At 70.4% G+C, this 18,239-nt stretch carries 15 protein-coding genes; 12 read left to right on the forward strand and 3 right to left on the reverse strand.

From position 1 onward, the window contains the following. Window positions 1-180: 180 nt before the first annotated feature. From gap to pgi, 7 genes are all read left to right on the forward strand, one after another. Entirely contained in the window at window positions 181-1,188 is a 1,008-nt protein-coding gene (gene gap / locus GTY58_RS32735) for a type I glyceraldehyde-3-phosphate dehydrogenase (RefSeq protein ID WP_010987697.1), read from the forward strand. Window positions 1,189-1,315: 127 nt separating this feature from the next. Next, window positions 1,316-2,527, forward strand: coding sequence for a phosphoglycerate kinase (locus tag GTY58_RS32740; RefSeq protein ID WP_010987698.1), 1,212 nt, complete (start codon window positions 1,316-1,318; stop codon window positions 2,525-2,527). A gap of 5 nt (window positions 2,528-2,532) precedes the next feature. Then, complete coding sequence (gene tpiA, locus GTY58_RS32745; RefSeq protein ID WP_010987699.1) at window positions 2,533-3,309, forward strand: triose-phosphate isomerase; 777 nt, start codon at window positions 2,533-2,535, stop codon at window positions 3,307-3,309. A gap of 131 nt (window positions 3,310-3,440) precedes the next feature. After that, window positions 3,441-3,677: a preprotein translocase subunit SecG gene (gene secG, locus GTY58_RS32750; RefSeq protein ID WP_078234928.1), complete on the forward strand. Its 237-nt coding sequence runs from the start codon at window positions 3,441-3,443 to the stop codon at window positions 3,675-3,677. 219 nt (window positions 3,678-3,896) lie between these two features. Continuing rightward, a complete protein-coding gene (locus GTY58_RS32755; RefSeq protein WP_006349936.1) occupies window positions 3,897-4,232 on the forward strand; it encodes an RNA polymerase-binding protein RbpA in 336 nt (111 codons plus the stop codon). Between the two features lie 154 nt (window positions 4,233-4,386). Further along, window positions 4,387-5,631 (forward strand): MFS transporter, encoded by a 1,245-nt coding sequence (locus GTY58_RS32760; protein WP_242432299.1) that lies wholly within the window; start codon window positions 4,387-4,389, stop codon window positions 5,629-5,631. A gap of 72 nt (window positions 5,632-5,703) precedes the next feature. Then, window positions 5,704-7,356, forward strand: coding sequence for a glucose-6-phosphate isomerase (gene pgi, locus GTY58_RS32765; protein WP_010987702.1), 1,653 nt, complete (start codon window positions 5,704-5,706; stop codon window positions 7,354-7,356). Window positions 7,357-7,534: 178 nt separating this feature from the next. On the opposite strand, the gene GTY58_RS32770 is transcribed toward pgi, so the two are convergent. The 3 genes from GTY58_RS32770 to GTY58_RS32780 form a co-directional block, all read right to left on the reverse strand. Then, the gene (locus GTY58_RS32770; RefSeq protein ID WP_010987703.1) at window positions 7,535-9,841 is read right to left on the reverse strand and encodes an ABC transporter permease; all 2,307 of its coding nucleotides are present in this window, start codon (window positions 9,839-9,841) and stop codon (window positions 7,535-7,537) included. Window positions 9,842-10,111: 270 nt separating this feature from the next. Further along, window positions 10,112-10,858 (reverse strand): ABC transporter ATP-binding protein, encoded by a 747-nt coding sequence (locus tag GTY58_RS32775; RefSeq protein WP_010987704.1) that lies wholly within the window; start codon window positions 10,856-10,858, stop codon window positions 10,112-10,114. Continuing rightward, the gene (locus GTY58_RS32780) at window positions 10,855-11,370 is read right to left on the reverse strand and encodes a PadR family transcriptional regulator (RefSeq protein WP_010987705.1); all 516 of its coding nucleotides are present in this window, start codon (window positions 11,368-11,370) and stop codon (window positions 10,855-10,857) included. Before GTY58_RS32780 ends, GTY58_RS32775 begins: the two co-directional genes overlap by 4 nt. A gap of 154 nt (window positions 11,371-11,524) precedes the next feature. Between GTY58_RS32780 and GTY58_RS32785 the strand changes: the two genes are divergently transcribed. The 5 genes from GTY58_RS32785 to GTY58_RS32805 all read left to right on the forward strand — a co-directional run bounded on the left by GTY58_RS32785 (window position 11,525) and on the right by GTY58_RS32805 (window position 18,219). Next, window positions 11,525-12,799 (forward strand): ABC transporter substrate-binding protein, encoded by a 1,275-nt coding sequence (locus GTY58_RS32785; protein ID WP_037646843.1) that lies wholly within the window; start codon window positions 11,525-11,527, stop codon window positions 12,797-12,799. Window positions 12,800-12,996: 197 nt separating this feature from the next. Then, on the forward strand, window positions 12,997-14,634 hold the full coding sequence (locus GTY58_RS32790; RefSeq protein ID WP_037646844.1) for a glycoside hydrolase family 13 protein: 1,638 nt from the start codon (window positions 12,997-12,999) through the stop codon (window positions 14,632-14,634). Window positions 14,635-14,693: 59 nt separating this feature from the next. Next, window positions 14,694-16,019, forward strand: a complete 1,326-nt coding sequence (locus GTY58_RS32795; RefSeq protein ID WP_037646845.1) for an ABC transporter substrate-binding protein — start codon at window positions 14,694-14,696, stop codon at window positions 16,017-16,019. 5 nt (window positions 16,020-16,024) lie between these two features. Beyond that, a complete protein-coding gene (locus tag GTY58_RS32800) occupies window positions 16,025-17,383 on the forward strand; it encodes a sugar ABC transporter permease (RefSeq protein WP_010987709.1) in 1,359 nt (452 codons plus the stop codon). Then, window positions 17,380-18,219 carry a carbohydrate ABC transporter permease gene (locus tag GTY58_RS32805; RefSeq protein ID WP_010987710.1) on the forward strand — a complete coding sequence of 280 codons (840 nt, stop codon included), beginning with the start codon at window positions 17,380-17,382 and terminating at the stop codon, window positions 18,217-18,219. Before GTY58_RS32800 ends, GTY58_RS32805 begins: the two co-directional genes overlap by 4 nt. Window positions 18,220-18,239 lie beyond the last annotated feature (20 nt).

The following is an 18,239-nucleotide window of genomic DNA, read 5'->3' on the forward strand; positions in this document are numbered from 1 at the left end:
TCAGGCCTCAAGGACGGGGCGGTCCGTACCCCTACTGGTGGGTACGGACCGCCTCGCCGTGTATGGGGCATCTCGATGTCACCACAGGGGCTTCAGGGAGGTAGGGTCGTAGGCGGTCGGGGACATCCCATACAACTCGCCGGCGTCGAATGCCGGCGTACCTAACGAGGAGATCGGTTCGTGACGATCCGCGTAGGCATCAACGGCTTTGGCCGCATCGGTCGTAACTACTTCCGCGCGCTGCTGGAGCAGGGTGCAGACATCGAGATCGTGGCTGTCAACGACCTGGGTGACACCGCGACCACCGCTCACCTGCTGAAGTACGACACGATTCTGGGCCGTCTCAAGGCCGAGGTGACGCACACCGCCGACACGATCACCGTGGACGGCAAGACCATCAAGGTGTTCTCCGAGCGCAACCCCGCCGACATCCCGTGGGGCGAGCTGAACGTCGACATCGTCATCGAGTCGACCGGCATCTTCACCAAGAAGGCCGACGCCGAGAAGCACATCGCCGGCGGCGCCAAGAAGGTCCTCATCTCGGCTCCGGCCTCCGACGAGGACATCACCATCGTCCTCGGCGTCAACGAGGACAAGTACGACCCGGCGAAGCACAACGTCATCTCGAACGCGTCCTGCACCACCAACTGTGTGGCGCCGATGGCCAAGGTTCTCGACGAGAACTTCGGCATCGTCAAGGGCCTGATGACCACCATCCACGCGTACACGAACGACCAGCGCATCCTTGACTTCCCGCACAAGGACCTGCGCCGCGCCCGTGCCGCCGCCGAGAACATCATCCCGACCACCACGGGTGCCGCCAAGGCCACCGCGCTGGTCCTCCCGCAGCTCAAGGGCAAGATGGACGGCATCTCCATGCGCGTCCCGGTCCCCACGGGCTCGGCCACCGACCTGGTCGTCGAGGTCTCCCGTGAGGTCACCAAGGACGAGGTCAACGCCGCGTTCAAGAAGGCCGCCGAGGGCGAGCTGCAGGGCTACCTGTCGTACACCGAGGACCCGATCGTCTCCTCGGACATCGTCGGCGACCCGTCGTCCTGCACCTTCGACTCGGCCATGACCATGGTCATGGAGGGCACCTCGGTGAAGATCCTCGGCTGGTACGACAACGAGTGGGGCTACTCCAACCGCCTCGTCGACCTCACGGTCTTCGTCGGCAACCAGCTCTAAGTCCCGGAGCAGGCACCTCGATGTAGAGCAGGGCTCGGGCAGCGCAAAGCCGCGCTGTCCGAGCCCTGTCTCACGTACTGATCGATCAGCCCTCCCGGATCACCAGAGCCTTCCTAGGAGTCCCTTCATGAAGACGATCGACGAACTTCTCGCCGAAGGCGTGGACGGCAAGCGGGTCTTCGTCCGCGCCGACCTGAACGTGCCGCTGGCCGACGGCCTCATCACCGACGACGGCCGCATCCGCGCCGTCCTGCCGACGGTCAAGGCGCTGGCCGAGGCCGGTGCCAAGGTGGTCGTCGCCTCGCACCTGGGCCGCCCCAAGGGCGCCCCGGACCCGGCCTTCTCCCTGCTGCCCGCGGCGGAGCGGCTCGGTGAACTCCTCGGCGCGCCCGTCGCGTTCGCCCAGGACACCGTGGGCCCCGCCGCCCACGACGCCGTGAACGGCCTCCAGCCCGGCCAGGTAGCGGTCATCGAGAACCTGCGCTTCAACGCGGGCGAGACGTCCAAGGACGACGCCGAGCGCGGCGCGTTCGCCGACCGGCTGGCGGCCCTGGCCGACATCTACGTGGGCGACGGTTTCGGCGCCGTGCACCGCAAGCACGCCTCCGTGTACGACCTCCCGGCACGCCTGCCGCACTACGCGGGCTACCTCATCGCCACCGAGGTCAACGTCCTGAAGAAGCTCACCGAGGACGTCAAGCGCCCCTACGTGGTCGCACTCGGCGGCGCCAAGGTCTCCGACAAGCTCGCCGTCATCGACCAGCTGCTCGGCAAGGCCGACCGCCTGCTGATCGGCGGCGGCATGGCCTACACCTTCCTCAAGGCCAAGGGCTACGAGGTCGGCATCTCCCTCCTCCAGGAGGACCAGATCCCGACCGTCAAGGAGTACATGGAGCGCGCGGAGAAGAACGGCGTCGAGCTGGTCCTCCCCGTCGACGTGCTGGTCTCCACGGAGTTCCCGGACCTCAAGACGAAGGCCCCGGCCAACCCCACCACCGTCGCCGCGGACGCCATCCCGGCCGACCAGGAGGGTCTCGACATCGGTCCTGAGACCCGCAAGCTGTACGCATCGAAGCTCGCCGACGCGGCCACCGTCTTCTGGAACGGCCCCATGGGCGTCTTCGAGCACCCCGACTACGCCGAGGGCACCAAGGCGGTCGCCCAGGCCCTCGTCGACTCCCAGGCCTTCACGGTCGTCGGCGGTGGCGACTCCGCCGCGGCCGTCCGCATCCTGGGCTTCGACGAGACGGCATTCGGCCACATCTCGACCGGCGGCGGCGCCTCCCTCGAATACCTCGAGGGCAAGACGCTCCCCGGCCTTGCCGCACTGGAGGACTGAACACCGTGACTTCGCGCATGCCGCTGATGGCGGGCAACTGGAAGATGAACCTCAACCACCTCGAGGCCATCGCCCACGTCCAGAAGCTCGCCTTCGCCCTGGCCGACAAGGACTACGAGGCCTGCGAGGTCGCCGTCCTGCCGCCCTACACCGACCTGCGCTCCGTGCAGACCCTGGTCGACGGCGACAAGCTCAAGATCAAGTACGGCGCCCAGGACGTCTCGGCGCACGACTCCGGCGCCTACACCGGCGAGATCTCCGGCTCGATGCTGGCCAAGCTCAAGTGCACGTACGTGGCGGTCGGCCACTCCGAGCGCCGGCAGTACCACCACGAGACCGACGAGATCGTCAACGCCAAGGTCAAGGCCTCCTTCAGGCACGGCCTGATCCCGATCCTGTGCGTCGGCGAGGAGCTGGAGGTGCGCGAGGCGGGCAACCACGTCACGCACACGCTCACCCAGGTCGAGGGCGGCCTCAAGGACGTCCCGGCCGAGCAGGCCGAGACCATCGTGATCGCGTACGAGCCCGTCTGGGCCATCGGCACCGGCAAGGTCTGCGGCGCCGACGACGCCCAGGAAGTCTGCGCGGCCATCCGCGCCAAGCTCGCCGAGCTGTACTCCCAGGAGCTGGCCGACCAGGTCCGCATCCAGTACGGCGGCTCCGTGAAGTCCGGGAACGTCGCGGAGATCATGGCGAAGCCCGACATCGACGGCGCCCTGGTCGGCGGTGCCTCGCTCGACGCCGACGAGTTCGTCAAGATCGCGCGCTTCCGCGACCAGTGAGTATGCGGTAGCGGCGATCCGTCGTACCCTTGCGGGGGCCGAGGGCTCTGAAAGTGAGCACGCACAGAGCTCACCGGAAAAGCTTCGGCCCCCGTTGTCGTCCATCCAGTTCCGAGGAAGTTGGTCCAGCCGTGGTTTTGGGGTTCTCGATCGCCCTGATCGTCTTCAGCCTGCTGCTGATGCTGCTGGTGCTGATGCACAAGGGGAAGGGCGGCGGCCTCTCCGACATGTTCGGTGGCGGCATGCAGTCGTCCGTCGGCGGCTCCTCGGTCGCCGAGCGCAACCTCGACCGGATCACCGTGGTGATCGGTCTGTTGTGGTTCGCGTCCATTGTCGTGCTCGGCATCCTGATGAAGGTCAACAGGTAGGTAGTCGTGGGCTGACGCCGGCACGACCACGCATATCGCACGTAACGCCCCATGTTCGGTACGAGTCTTCGGACGCGGCCTATCATGGGGCTTGCGTCTGGAGGGCGGGGTGTAACTCCAATCACTGGACGCGCGTTGGGCCTTACGTAGACTGAGGCGCTCGCAGCGAAGCGTCACGCCGACTCGCTTCGCGGCACCATCACGCAGGGAGTTACGACCGTGGCAAGTGGCAACGCGATCCGAGGAAGCCGGGTCGGGGCGGGGCCGATGGGCGAGGCCGAGCGCGGCGAGTCCGCGCCGCGGCTGCGCATCTCCTTCTGGTGCTCCAACGGGCACGAGACGCAGCCCAGCTTCGCCAGCGACGCGCAGGTTCCCGATACCTGGGACTGCCCGCGCTGCGGCTTTCCCGCCGGACAGGACCAGGACAACCCGCCGGACCCGCCGCGCACCGAGCCGTACAAGACGCACCTCGCGTATGTACGGGAGCGGCGCAGTGACGCGGACGGCGAGGCGATCCTCGCCGAGGCGCTCGCCAAACTGCGGGGCGAAATCTAGGAATTGAGAACCGGCCGGGCACTGAGGAGTGCCTGGCCGGACGTGTTTCGCACGGCCTCGCCGCTCGCTGCGCGGTCGACTGTCAGTGGTGCCCGTTACGGTTCGCAGGAGTGGACCGGGAGGGGGCGCTGTGACGACGGCCGAGGCGAGTGGTGTGGCAGCACCCGCATGGCGCGGGGGCTTCGGGCGGCTGTGGAGCGCGGCAGTGGTGTCGCGGTTCGGAGACGCGCTGCGGACCGCCGCGTTACCCCTGATTGCCGTGCGGCTCACCGACGATCCCCTCGTCATCGCCTCCGTGACCGCCTGCGGCTACGTTCCGTGGCTGCTCTTCGGTCTGCTCGGCGGCGCCGTCGCGGACCGGGTGGACCAGCGCCGGGCCATGTGGGCCGTGGACACGGTACGCGGGGCACTGGTGGCGTCCTTCGCGCTCGCCGTCGGGCTCGGACACGCGTCGATCCCGCTGCTGTTCGTGCTCGCCTTCTCGCTGACCACCCTCCAGACGCTCTTCGACAACGCCTCCACGGCCCTGCTGCCGTCCCTCGTGGATCCCGAGGCCCTGGGCAGCGCCAACGCGAGGCTGATGACGGGCCAGCAGCTCGCGGGCGGCCTGCTCGCGAGCCCCTTCGTGCCGCTGTTGCTGGCCGCCGGGGCCGCCGTGCCGTTCGCCGCGGACGCGGTCACCTATCTGCTGGCCGCCGCCCTCGTGGCCTTCCTGCGGATCCGGGCGCCCGAGCGGGCGCCACGCCCGGCCGGCAGCACCCTGCGGGCGGAGATGGCCGACGGCCTGCGCGCACTCCGGCGTGACCGGCCGCTGCGCGCGATCTGCGCGGCCACCCTGCTGTGCAACATCGGCATGGGCGCCCTGATCGCCACCGTGGTGCTGCACGTGACGCGCTGGCTGCACACGGGGAACGCGGGATACGCGGCCGTGATGACGGCGTACTCGGCCGGAAGCCTCGCCGGTGGCTTCGTCGCCCAGCGGATCGCGAACCGCGTGGGGAGAGTCCGCGCCCTGCTCCTGTGCGTCGGCGTCCAGACCTCGTCCTTGGTGCTCATCGGCACCGTCCGCCAGCTCGCCGCCCTGATCGTCGGCATGGCGCTGCTCGGCGCCATGGGCATGGTGTGGAACGTCAACCAGGTCACGCTGATGCAGCAGCGCAGCGAGCCGTCCATGGTCGGCCGCATCGCCGCGGCCTTCCGCACGGCCTCGACGTCCGGCGCCCCGCTCGGCGCCCTGCTGGGCGGCGCCGTGGCACAGGTGTACGGGCTGAACGGGCCCGCGCTGTTCGCGGCCGTCCTGTTCGCGCTGGCCGGCACCGCGTTGATACCCGCGCTCACGCCGGACGTACCTGTTGTCGAGCCGGACGACGGCGCGACGACAGCTCACGTCACGCCCTGATCAATTAGGTTGGGACCGGCAGCGGGGCAAGGGACGCAGCAGCACACGCAGGAAAGAAGGCGGAAGTCCGAGATGAACGCAGACAGCCGTACCAGGCTCAACCAGAGGCCTGAGTGGACCGCTCTGGCCAAGCACCGCGAAGAACTCGCGGGCACCCATCTGCGGGACCTGTTCGCGGCCGACCCCGGGCGCGGTGCCGGATACACCCTCGAGGTCGGCGATCTGCACGTCGACTACTCCAAGCACCTCGTCACCGACGAGACGCTGCGGCTGCTGCGCGAGCTGGCCGCCGCGACCGATGTGTTCGGGCTGCGGGACGCCATGTTCCGCGGCGAGAAGATCAACGTCACCGAGGACCGCGCCGTCCTGCACACGGCGCTGCGCGCCCCGCGGGACGCGGTCGTCGAGGTCGACGGCGAGAACGTGGTGCCGGCCGTGCACGCCGTGCTCGACAAGATGAGCACCTTCGCGGAGCGCGTCCGTACGGGGGAGTGGACCGGGCACACCGGAAAGCCCATCAAGAACATCGTCAACGTCGGCATCGGCGGCTCGGACCTCGGCCCGGCCATGGCGTACGAGGTGCTGCGCTCCTTCACCGACCGTTCGCTGACCGTCCGGTTCGTGTCGAACGTGGACGGTGCCGACCTGCACGAGGCCGTCCGCGACCTGGACCCGGCCGAGACGCTGTTCGTGATCGCCTCGAAGACGTTCACCACGATCGAGACGATCACCAATGCCACCTCGGCCCGCGACTGGCTGCTGACCGAGCTGAAGGCCGGTCAGGAAGCCGTCGCCAAGCACTTCGTGGCGCTGTCGACGAATGCCGAGAAGGTGTCGGAGTTCGGCATCGACACGGCGAACATGTTCGAGTTCTGGGACTGGGTCGGCGGCCGCTACTCGTTCGACTCGGCGATCGGCCTGTCGCTGATGATCGCGATCGGGCCGGAGCGGTTCCGCGAGATGCTCGACGGGTTCAGGATCGTCGACGAGCACTTCGAGAGCGCCCCCGCCGAGGACAATGTGCCGCTGCTGCTGGGCCTGTTGGGCATCTGGTACGGCAACTTCCACGATGCCCAGTCGCACGCGGTGCTGCCCTACAGCCACTACCTGTCCAAGTTCACCGCCTACTTGCAGCAGCTCGACATGGAGTCGAACGGCAAGTCGGTACAGCGGGACGGCAACCCGGTGGAGTGGGAGACCGGGCCCGTCGTGTGGGGCACTCCGGGCACCAACGGGCAGCACGCCTACTACCAGCTCATCCACCAGGGCACGAAGCTGATCCCGGCCGACTTCATCGGCTTCGCCGAGCCGGTCGCCGATCTGCTGCCCGGCCTGGTCGCCCAGCACGACCTGCTGATGGCCAACTTCTTCGCCCAGACGCAGGCGCTGGCCTTCGGCAAGACGCCGGACGAGGTGCGGGCCGAGGGCGTGCCCGAGCAGCTGGTGCCGCACAAGACGTTCAAGGGCAACCACCCGACGACCACGATCCTCGCGAAGGAACTGACTCCGTCGGTGCTCGGCCAGCTGATCGCGCTCTACGAGCACAAGGTGTTCGTCCAGGGCGCGGTCTGGAACATCGACTCCTTCGACCAGTGGGGCGTCGAACTCGGCAAGGTCCTCGCCAAGCGCGTCGAACCGGCACTGACCGAGGGCGCGGACGTGCCGGGTCTGGACGAGTCGACGAAGGCGCTGGTCGCCAAGTACCGGCAGCTGCGGGGCCGGTAGGCGGGCGGGGAGCGGGCGGCAGGAGGCCGCCCGCTCCCGGAGACCCCTCTGCGGCCACCCGCCCCACCCGCTCCACCGGCTCCACCCCCCCCCACGCGCACCACCTGCACCACGCGCGCACCACCTGCACCACTCGCCCCCTCGTGCTCCGGACAACGGGCGAGGTGCCGTGTGGTGGTCAGGCCACCGCGCTCAACGTGTCCGCCAGCCTGCGGCGGCCCGACCGTGCCGCGGGCAGTGCGGCGAGCGCGGCGGCACCCAGCACCGCGGCCGTGCCGAAGAGCAGCAGGAGCACCGGGGACGGCCCCTGGGCGACCCCGGCGCCGATGCCGCTCGACCTCCCCTGGACATCGATCAGCCAGTGCGCGAGGGGCATTCCGAGCGTGCTGCCGACGAGGACCGCGGCCAAGGCGGTGCAGCCTGTGGCGGTGACGGTGACCGCGGTGATCTGCCGCGGGGACAGCCCGATCGCCTTCAACGCCAGCAGATCCCGCTCGCCCTCGCGTATGGTGCCGCCGATCGCGGTGAGCAGTTCGATGAGCCCGATCAGGGCCAGTACGGCGATCAGCCCGACCACGACGCCGCGCAGGGGAGAGAGCCCGTCGGCCGGATTCGTCACGGGGTGGACGTCGAAGCGCCCGTGCGCGGACGCGGTCAGCTCGGCGGCGACCCGGTGCGGGTCGGCGTGGGGGCGCAGCTGGAGCTGGTAGAGGGTCGGCCGGAGCCCCGGGTCGTTCTCGCGGAGCGTGTCGAGCGAGGTGGAGATGACCCGTCCGCCGTTCTCCGGCTCGATGCTGCGTCCCACGATGTGCAGGATCTGCGGCTGCGCCCCCACGGTCATCCGGACCCAGTCCCCGATGCGCACGTCCAGCAGGTCGAGCAGCCCCTGACCGGCCACCGCCTCGTCGGGGCCGCGGGCGGGGCGGCCCTCGGCCAGTGAGAACGGGTACGGGTCCCGGCGCGTGCCGAGCCCGCGCAGCGCGATCGTGCCGGTCTGCCCCGGGACCAGGGCCGCGACCTCGACGCCCGGATGGACGGCGGCGACCCGCGGGTTCTGGGCCAGCAGGGTCCGCGCGTCCGGGTCGCTCAGACTCTCGTCCGCCCGGACGGTGAGCGCGGCGGCGAGACCGATCTGTTCGGGCCTGCTGTGGAAGCGGTCGATGGTGGTCCACGCGCTCAGCGCCACCACGATCAGCAGCAGCGGCAGGGCGAGCCGGGAGACGGTCGCCAGCGAACGCGGCCGCCGCGTGAACGCCTTGTGCCAGCCCAGGACCAGCGCGGGCGGCAGCCGCAGCCCCAGCACCCGGAGCCCGAGCGCCCCGCGCGCGACACCCGACAGGCGCCCGCCGAGCGGAGCCGCGGCCCGCAGTACCGGCACCGGAGGGACCCGGCCGGCCCGCCATGCCGCGAGGCCGGTCGTCGCACCGATGAAGAGGACCGCCGCCACGGGCACCGCGAAGAGCGCCGCGGTATGTCCCGGCAGCCCCTGCCACACGCCCACGGCGTCTCCGAGCCGGCCCGGGATCAGCCGGCCCAGCGCCTGGGTGAGTGCCGCGGCGACCACCGCGCCGAGCAACGCGAACGCCAGGTGCTGGAGCAGGAAGATGCGCACCACCTGGCCCGGCGTGAAACCGATCGCCTTCAGCACGGAGATGTCGCGCAGATGACCGCGGATACGGGTACCGATCGCGCCGTGGACGGCCAGGGCGGCGGCGACCAGCGCGCCGAGCCCGAACAGGCCGAGCACCTGCCCGAGCAGCCGGTTGTCGCCCTGGGCCGCGGCGCGTGCCTGGCGCCAGTCGGACACCTCGCTGACGGCTCCGGAACCGAGGACGGTGACGGCCCGCTGGACGGCGTAGTCCGTGTCCTCGGGATCGTCCAGGCGCAGGCCGATGACCTGGCCGCCGCGCCCGTCGGCGCGCCGCACGGTGGACGGCAGCGACCATACGAGGCCCGGCTGCTCCCCGGGGCGGTAACGAGGCTCGGCGCTGTCGGCGACGCCCAGCACGGTCAGCGTGCGGACGGTGCCCGGCAGCGTGAGGATGTCTCCCGGCTCGGCCCACAGCGACCGGGCGAGGCTGCTCTCCAGGACGACGCCGTCCGGCTCGGCGGGGTCCAGCCAGCGGCCGGCGGTGAGCAGCGGGCGGCCGCTGCCGGGCGGCTCGACCGTGCCCCGCAGCTCGACGGTGGCGCGGGTACCGCGCGACTCGACGGTCGTGGCGGCGGTGGGATACGGGCCCGACACCGCCGCGACGCCGTCCAGCTCGGCGAGCCGCGCGGCGTCGGCCGACGGGCCGGTGTGGATCCACACATGGGCACCGTGCGACTGCGTGAACACCCGCTGCCAGGGGTTGGTGGCGTAGCCGAACAGCGCCGCGGCAAGCAGCAGCGAGGCGACGATGCCGGCGGTGGCGAGCACGATGAACAGCGCCTCGCCGCGATGCGTGCGCAGATCGGCTTGCGCCCAGCGCAGAGTGGCCCGCACGCCGCCTCAGCCTCTCGGCCCGGGCCGGTGCCGCGGCGCGTGCACGCCGGGCCGGCTCAGCGGACCGGGTGTGGTGGGGCGGTGCGATCCGGCCACGCCGGGCCGGTGCATCAGTCCGCCCGCGCCACGGCGGCCGTACCGACCGGGCACCGGCCACGGGCTCGGCTCGTGTGCGCTCGGCCGGTGTGCGCTCGGCCCGTGTGCGCTCGGCTCGCCCCAGGGCTCACGTACGACGGAGCGGTCCCGCTGCGGATGGTCGTGCACGGCTGATCAGTCCCTCAGTTCCAGCACGCCGGATATCCCGGCGCCGCGCGACGGGGTGCCGTCGAGTTCCGCGTCGTCGGCGATGCGCCCGTCGAAGAAGCTGATCACCCGGTCCGCGGCGCTCGCGAGCCGGGCGTCATGGGTGACGAGCACGATGGTCTGGCCGCGCTGGTGGAAGCGGGTCAGCAGCCGCATGACCTCGCGCGTGCCCTTGCTGTCGAGGCTGCCCGCCGGCTCGTCGGCCAGCAGCAGGGGCGGGTGGTTGACCAGGGCCCGGGCCAGCGCCACCCGCTGCTGCTCGCCACCGGACAGCTCGCCCGGCATGCTGCGCTCCTTGCCCTCGAGGCCCAGCTCGGCGAGGAGCTGCTCGCGCTCGGCGCGCGCCCGCTTGGGAGAGACCCCGGCGAGCAGGGCCGGCAGCTCGACGTTGTCGGCGACCGACAGGTTCGACACCAGGTTGAAGAACTGGAAGACGATGCCGATACGGCGCCTGCGCTCCACCGCCCAGCGGGCCTCGCCGTACGCGTCGGTGCACTCGCCGTCCAGCCAGAGGGAGCCGCTGTCCGGCCGCTGGAGCCCGCCGAGCAGATGCAGCAAGGTCGACTTCCCGGCACCGGACGGGCCGGTGACGGCCACGAACTCGCCCTGCCGCACGGCGAGGTCCACCCCGCGCACGGCGTACGCGGGCGCACCCTCGCCGAAGTGGGTCTTGACCAGACCCTCGGCGCGCACCAAAGGAGCGGTGTGGCTCACTCCAGCTCCTCCAACTCCTCCTGGCAGCGCTCCAGCCAGTCGAGGTCGGCCTGGAGATGCAGCATGGCGCCCTCGACGAGCAACTGGGCGATGCGGTTGTCCCGGTTCTCGGCCGCGGCGAGCTTCGACAGACTGCGCATGGTGTTCAGGTATTGGCGCCGCTGTTTGTTGATCAGGGCGATCCGGTCGGCGAGACCGGTCGTCGGGGCGAGCGCGAGTTTCATGAAGAACTCGTCCCGCACCCGCGGCTCGTCCGCCGTCTCCTCGTACCAGGCGCGCAGCGCCTCCCGCCCGGCATCGGTGAGGTGGTAGATCTTCTTGTTGGGCCGGCTCGACTGCTCGACTTCCTCGCCCTCGATCAGCCCGGACTTCTCCAGGCGGCCGAGCGTCACATATATCTGGCCGACGTTCGGCTGAGGGTACGCGGCACCCAGCATCTGCTCAAGGTCCTGCTTGAGCTCGTAGCCATGGGCCGGGCCACGCGCAAGCAGCGCCAGGAGGGGCAGCCGCACTCCCGCTCTCCTCCTCGCGTTCTTGTTCTGTGCCGCAGGCCGGTGTGCCGGGGGCCAATGTGTCGCAGGCCCTAGTATCGCCCATACCTAACAGGTATACATGGCCTCTGACTCCGGGCGACGGTGCCCGGCGCCGGTGTACAGGGAGGAACCTATGCGGTGGATACACGCCGCCGGTAGGGGCCTCCTGGTCGCGGCGGTGATCCTGACCGGTTACGTGGCCTCGGGCACGCAGTCCGACGGGCCCCGCGAAGGCGGTCGCGGCCCGCTCACACTGGCCACCGCGGGCGACCTCACCAACTATCTGGGACCCCTGCTCGACGGCTGGAACCGCACCCACCCCGGCGAGCGGGTCACCCTCGTCGAACTGCCGGACTCCGCCGACGAGACCCACGCGCAGATGACGACCGACCTGCGCGGCGGCGACCGGAGCCGCTTCGACGTCCTCAACATCGACGTCGCCTGGACCTCGGAGTTCGCCGCCGCCGGCTGGATCGCGCCGCTGGAGCGGTCGCGTTTCCCGCTCGGGAGTTTCCTGCCGCCGGTCGTGGACACGGCGACGTACGACGGAAGGCTGTACGCCGTCCCGTACGTCACCAACGCCGGGCTCCTCCTGTACCGCAAGGACGTCCTCGCCAAGGAGGGTGTCCCGCCGCCGCGCACCTGGGCCGAGCTGGAGCGGCAGGCCAGGGACATCGCCCCCAAGTACGGGCTCGACGGCTACGCCGGCCAGTTCCTGCCGTACGAGGGGCTCACCGTGAACGCCGCCGAGGCGGTCTACTCGGCGGGCGGCACGATCCTCGGTGACGAGGGCGAACGCGTCACCGTGAACTCCGCCGCGGCCCGTGAGGGCATCGGGTTCCTCGCCCGCGGCGTGCGCGACGGCTGGATCCCGAAGACGGCGCTCGCGTACAAGGAAGAAGAGTCCAAGCAGGCCTTCCAGGACGGACATCTGCTCTTCCTGCGCAACTGGCCGTACGCCTACGTCGGCGCGTCGGGCAAGGGCTCCGCGGTCGCCGGGAAGATCGGTGCGGTGCCGCTGCCCGGACCCGACGGCCCGGGCGCGAGTGTGCTCGGCGGCTCCAATCTCGCGGTCAACGCGCATGCCCGGCATCCCGGGTCGGCCGCCCGCCTGATCGCGTACCTCACCAGCGAGCCGGTGCAGCGGCAGGTCCTCACCAGGGGTGCGCTGCCGCCCGTACGGGCGGCGCTCTACCGGGACCCGGCGCTGATCCGGAAGTTCCCCTATCTGCCGACGCTGCGCGCGAGCGTGCTCGCCGCCGCCCCGCGTCCCAAGAGTCCCCGTTACGACCAGGTCAGCCTGGCCGTGCAGGCCGTGGTGCGCGACGCGATGACGGGGCACGAGACGCCGACAACGGCGGTACGGCGACTGGCGCGGGAGCTGGCGGACATCTCGCACCGCGGCTGACCCTTCACGCGGTCGTCTCAGCTCTTCTTAGTTACATGTTAGGTATCGCGCTGATCTCGCTGCGGCCTCAAAGGCGTCCATAAAATGGGGCGTAAGGGACCAACTTTCCGCTGTTTCCTGCCTACTCGTTGACACCTCTTCGACATGCCTACTTAACATGCATGCATAACCGCTGGCACGAACAGACAGGTCGACGGGTGTCCCTCAACACGCACCACTGGTGGCGCGACGCAGTGATCTACCAGGTGTACGTCCGCAGCTTCCTGGACAGCACCGGGGACGGGATCGGCGATCTCGCCGGGGTCCGGGCCGGACTGCCGTACCTGAAGAAGCTCGGCGTCGACGGCATCTGGCTGAGCCCCTTCTACCCCTCCCCGCAGCACGACCACGGCTACGACGTGGCCGACTACTGCGACGTGGACCCGCTCTTCGGCGATCTCGCGGAGTTCGACCTGCTGATGACGGACGCCCGGCGGCTCGGCATCAAGGTGCTCCTCGACATCGTCCCCAACCACTGCTCCAGCGAGCACCCGTGGTTCTCCCAGGCGCTGGACTCGGCGCCCGGCAGCGCGGCCCGCGCCCGCTTCCACATCGCCGACGGCCGCGGCCCGGACGGGGCCGAGCCGCCCAACAACTGGCACGCCATGTTCGGCGGCCCCGCATGGTCCCGCATCACCGAGCCGGACGGCACGCCCGGCCAGTGGTACCTGCACATGTTCACGCCCGAGCAGCCCGATCTGAACTGGCGCAACCCCGAGGTCGGCGCCCACTTCGACCACGCGCTGCGCTTCTGGCTGGACCGGGGCGTCGACGGCTTCCGCATCGATGTCGCGGCCGGCCTCTTCAAGCACCCCGACCTGCCCGACTCGCCCGACCCCGAGGCCGACGCCCGCACCCGCGACTCGGTCAACCCGCTGGCCTGGAACCAGCCCGAGGTGCACGACGTCTGGCGGCACTGGCGCACGGTCTGCGAGGAGTACACCGCCCGCGACGGCCGCGAGCGGCTGCTCGTCGGCGAGGTCTCCGTGCCCACCGCGCGCGAACACGCCCAGTACGTACGCCACGACGAACTCCACCAGGCATTCTTCTTCGACCTGCTGAGCGCGCCCTGGAACGACGACGCCTTCCGCAAGGTCATCTCCGAGGCCATGCAGGACATCGCCGGCACCGGCTCCACCGTCACCTGGGTGCTCAACAACCACGACCAGGTCCGCACGGTCACCCGCTACGGCGAACTCGGCACCGAGGGCAGCGGTCTGGGCGCCGCCCGGGCCCGCGCCGCCGCACTGCTGATGCTGGCGCTGCCCGGAGCCGCGTACATCTACCAGGGCGAGGAGCTCGGCCTTCCCGAGGTCGTCGACCTGCCCGATGACGTGCTGACCGACCCGATCTTCCACCGGACCGGCAGCCGTGCCCGGATCCGCGACGGCTGCCGGGTGCCGCTGCCGTGGTCGGGGCACGCCTCGCCGTTCGGCTTCACCCCCGGCGTCGAGAGCGCCAAGCCGTGGCTGCCGCAGCCCGCCTACTTCGCCGAGTACGCCACCGACCGCGCCCTCGCCGACACCCGCTCCTTCTGGCACCTCTACCGCGACGGGCTCCACCTGCGCGCCGGACTGCCCCAGCTGGGCGAAGGGACGCTGCGCTGGCTGGACACCCCGCCCGGCGTCCTCGGCTTCGTCCGCGGCGACGGCCTGGTGTGCGCCGTCAACTTCGGTACGGCCCCCACGCCCGCGCCCGTCTCCGGCACCCCCCTGCTGTCCAGCGGCCCCTGCGCGCCCGGCGTCCTGCCCGGCTCGACGGCCGCCTGGTGGATCAGCGACTCCACCAACCCCTGAGTGACTCCCGGGCCCTCCGGATCTCCGTCAGTTCTTCACCCCTCGAAGGGACATCAACGATGATGCGACGACGTACGACCCTGCTCGCCAGCTGCACCGCCCTCGCCCTGGCCCTGGGCGCCACCGCCTGCGGAGGCGGCCCCGTCGCCGCGGGTGGCGGCGGCAAGTCGCTCAGCGGGCAGACGATCACCGTGGCCGGTGTCTGGTCCGGGAGCGAGCAGAAGAACTTCCAGAAGGTCCTGGACGCCTTCACCGAGAAGACCGGCGCGTCGGCCCGGTTCACCTCTACCGGCGACAACGTCTCCACGGTCGTCGGCAGCAAGATCGAGGGCGGCAACGCTCCCGACGTGGTGATGGTCCCGCAGGTCGGCGTGCTCCAGCAGTTCGCGAAGAAGGGCTGGCTCAAGCCGCTCTCCCGGACCGCCCAGCAGTCCGTCGACGCCAACTACGCGAGTGTCTGGAAGAAGTACGGCAGCGTCGACGGCACCCTGTACGGCCTGTACTTCAAGGCCGCCCACAAGTCGACCGTCTGGTACAGCCCCGACGCCCTCGACCAGGCGGGCGTCAAGCCGCCGAAGACGTACGACGCGATGCTGAAGGCCGGGCACACCGTGTCCGACTCCGGCCTCGCGGCCTTCTCCGTCGCCGGACAGGACGGCTGGACCCTCACCGACTGGTTCGAGAACATCTACCTCTCCCAGGCCGGACCCGAGAAGTACGACGCCCTGGCCGCCCACAAGATCAAGTGGACCGACCCGAGCGTGGTCGAGGCCCTCACCACCCTCGGCAGGCTCTTCAAGGACAAGCAGCTGATAGCCGGCGGCCAGAAGGGCGCCCTGAACACCGACTTCCCCGGCTCCGTCGAGAAGGTCTTCGGACCCGAGGCACAGGCGGGCATGGTCTACGAGGGCGACTTCGTCGCCGGCGTCGCCAAGGACCAGTTCGACAAGAAGATCGGCCAGGACGCCGACTTCTTCCCCTTCCCCGCGGTGGACGGCGGCAAGGCACCCGTGGTCAGCGGCGGCGACGCGGCGGTCGTCCTGAAGGACGGCAAGAACCAGAAGGCCGCCACCCGGTTCCTGGAGTACCTCGCCACCCCCGAGGCGTCCGCCGTCTGGGCCGGGGCCGGCGGCTTCCTCTCCCCGAACAAGAAGGTCGACCTCGCCTCCTACGGCGACGACGTCACCCGCGAGACGGCCAAGTCCCTGATCGCCGCCGGGGACTCGGTCCGCTTCGACATGTCCGACCAGGCCCCGGCCGCGTTCGGCGGCACCAAGGGCACCGGCGAGTGGAAGCTCCTCCAGGACTTCCTGCGCGACCCGTCCGACCCCAAGGCGACCGCCGCCGAGCTGGAGCGCGCGGCGGCCAAGGCCTACCAGGACTGATCGCCATGACCGCCACCCTCGTGAAAGAGACGAGCCCCCCGGCCGCCCCCCGGGCCGACGGCAGGCGCCGGGCCAGGCGCCGCGGCCGGATCATCGCCCTCGTCTTCGTCTTCCCCGCCCTGCTCCTGCTCGGCGCGCTCGTCGTCTATCCCGTGCTGTTCACCGTCGGGCGCAGCTTCTTCGACGCCTCCGGCACCCGGTTCGTGGGCGGCGACAACTACGCCGAGATGTTCCGCGACCCCGCCACGCTCAAGGCCATCCGCAACACCACCATCTGGGTGGTCGTCGCCCCGACCCTGCTCACCGGGCTCGGCCTGGTCCTCGCCGTGCTCGTCGAGAAGATCCGCTGGGCGACGGCGTTCAAGCTGCTGCTGTTCATGCCGATGGCGGTCTCCTTCCTCGCCGCGGGCATCATCTTCCGGCTCGCCTACGACGAGGACCCCGACAAGGGCGTGCTGAACGCCGCCGTGGTCGGCGTCCACGACGCCTTCGCGGGCACGTCCTCCTACCCGACCGCCCGTGCCCGCGACGGCCAGGGCCTGACCAGGGCAGGCGACGGCTCGTACGGTACGGCCGACGGCGTGTCCCCCGGCCGCACCGTCAGCCTCGGACTGGTCGGTGTACGCCCCGACGACCTGCCCAAGGACGCGAGGCCGGCGTACACGGCCGCCGGGCGCACGTCCGCCCCGGACGAACTGCGCGGTGTCGTCTACCTGGACTTCACCCCCGGCGGGGGAGGCCGGCAGGGCAAGGCCGACAAGGCGGAGAGCGGGCTGCCGGGGATGCGGGTCGAGGCGGTGCGCGACGGGAAGACGGCCGCGCGCGCCACGACCGCCGCCGACGGCTCCTTCCGCTTCGGGGACCTGGGCTCCGGCTCGTACACGCTCCGGCTGCCCGCGTCGAACTTCGCGCCGCCCTACGAAGGCGTCTCCTGGCTCGGCCCGGCGCTCGTCACGCCGGCCGTCATCGGGGCGTACCTGTGGATCTGGACCGGCTTCGCCATGGTCCTGATCGGTGCCGGACTGGCCGCGCTGCCCCGGGACGCGCTGGAGGCGGCCCGGATGGACGGGGCGGGGGAGTGGCAGATCTTCCGCCGGATCACCGTGCCGCTGCTGGGACCCGTACTCACGGTGGTCTTCGTGACCCTGGTGATCAACGTGATGAAGGTCTTCGACCTCGTCTACATCATCGCGCCGGGACCGGTGCAGGAGGACGCCACCGTGCTCGCCACCCAGATGTGGCTCGTGTCCTTCGGCGGCGGCAACAACCAGGGCCTGGGCAGCGCGCTCGGAGTGCTGCTCCTGCTGCTGGTCATCCCGGCCATGGTCTTCAACGTCCGCCGTTTCCGAGGGAGTCAGCGATGAACGCGCTCAGGCGAGGGCTCGGCAACAGCCTGATACAGGCCTTCCTCGTGCTGGTCGGGCTGATCTGGCTCACCCCGCTCGCCGGACTGTTCCTGTCGTCGTTGCGGTCCGCGCAGGACCAGGCGCGCGGCGGCTGGTGGACGGCTCTGACCAGTCCCGCACAGCTGTCCTTCGACAACTACTCGGCGCTGCTGGGCAATGCGGGGATGACGCAGGCGTTCTGGAACACCGTGCTGATCTCCGTCCCGGCGACCACACTCGTCGTCGTCATCGCGGCGCTCGCCGGATACGCGTTCGCCTGGCTGGAGTTCCCCGGCCGGGAGGCGCTCTTCCTGCTCGTCGTGGCCCTGTTGGTGGTGCCCGTCCAGATCGGGCTGCTGCCGGTGGCCAAACTCTTCGGCCAGCTGGGCCTGTTCGGCACGATCCCGGGCGTCGTGCTCTTCCACGTCTCCTACGGGCTGCCCTTCGCGATCTTCCTGCTGCGCAACTACTTCGCCGAGATGCCGCGGGAGATGCTGGAGGCCGCCCGCATGGACGGCGGCAGCGAGTGGCGCATCTTCACCCGGCTCGTCCTTCCGGTCGGCCGCCCGGCCATCGCGAGCCTCGCGATCTTCCAGTTCCTCTGGGTCTGGAACGACATGCTCGTCGCCCTGCTCTTCGCCGACAGCTCCGCACAGCCGCTGACGGTGGAACTCCAGTCGCAGATACGGCAGTTCGGCAGCAACATCGACGTACTCGCGCCGGGGGCGTTCCTGTCCCTGGTGGTGCCGGTGGTCGTCTTCTTCGCCTTCCAGCGGCACTTTGTGCAGGGGGTGATGGCGGGCTCCGTCAAGTAGCGCGGGACGAAGACGAAGGG

It is taken from the genome of Streptomyces sp. SID5469 (assembly GCF_009862865.1).
In the GTDB taxonomy this organism is placed as follows: Bacteria; Actinomycetota; Actinomycetes; order Streptomycetales; family Streptomycetaceae; genus Streptomyces; species Streptomyces avermitilis.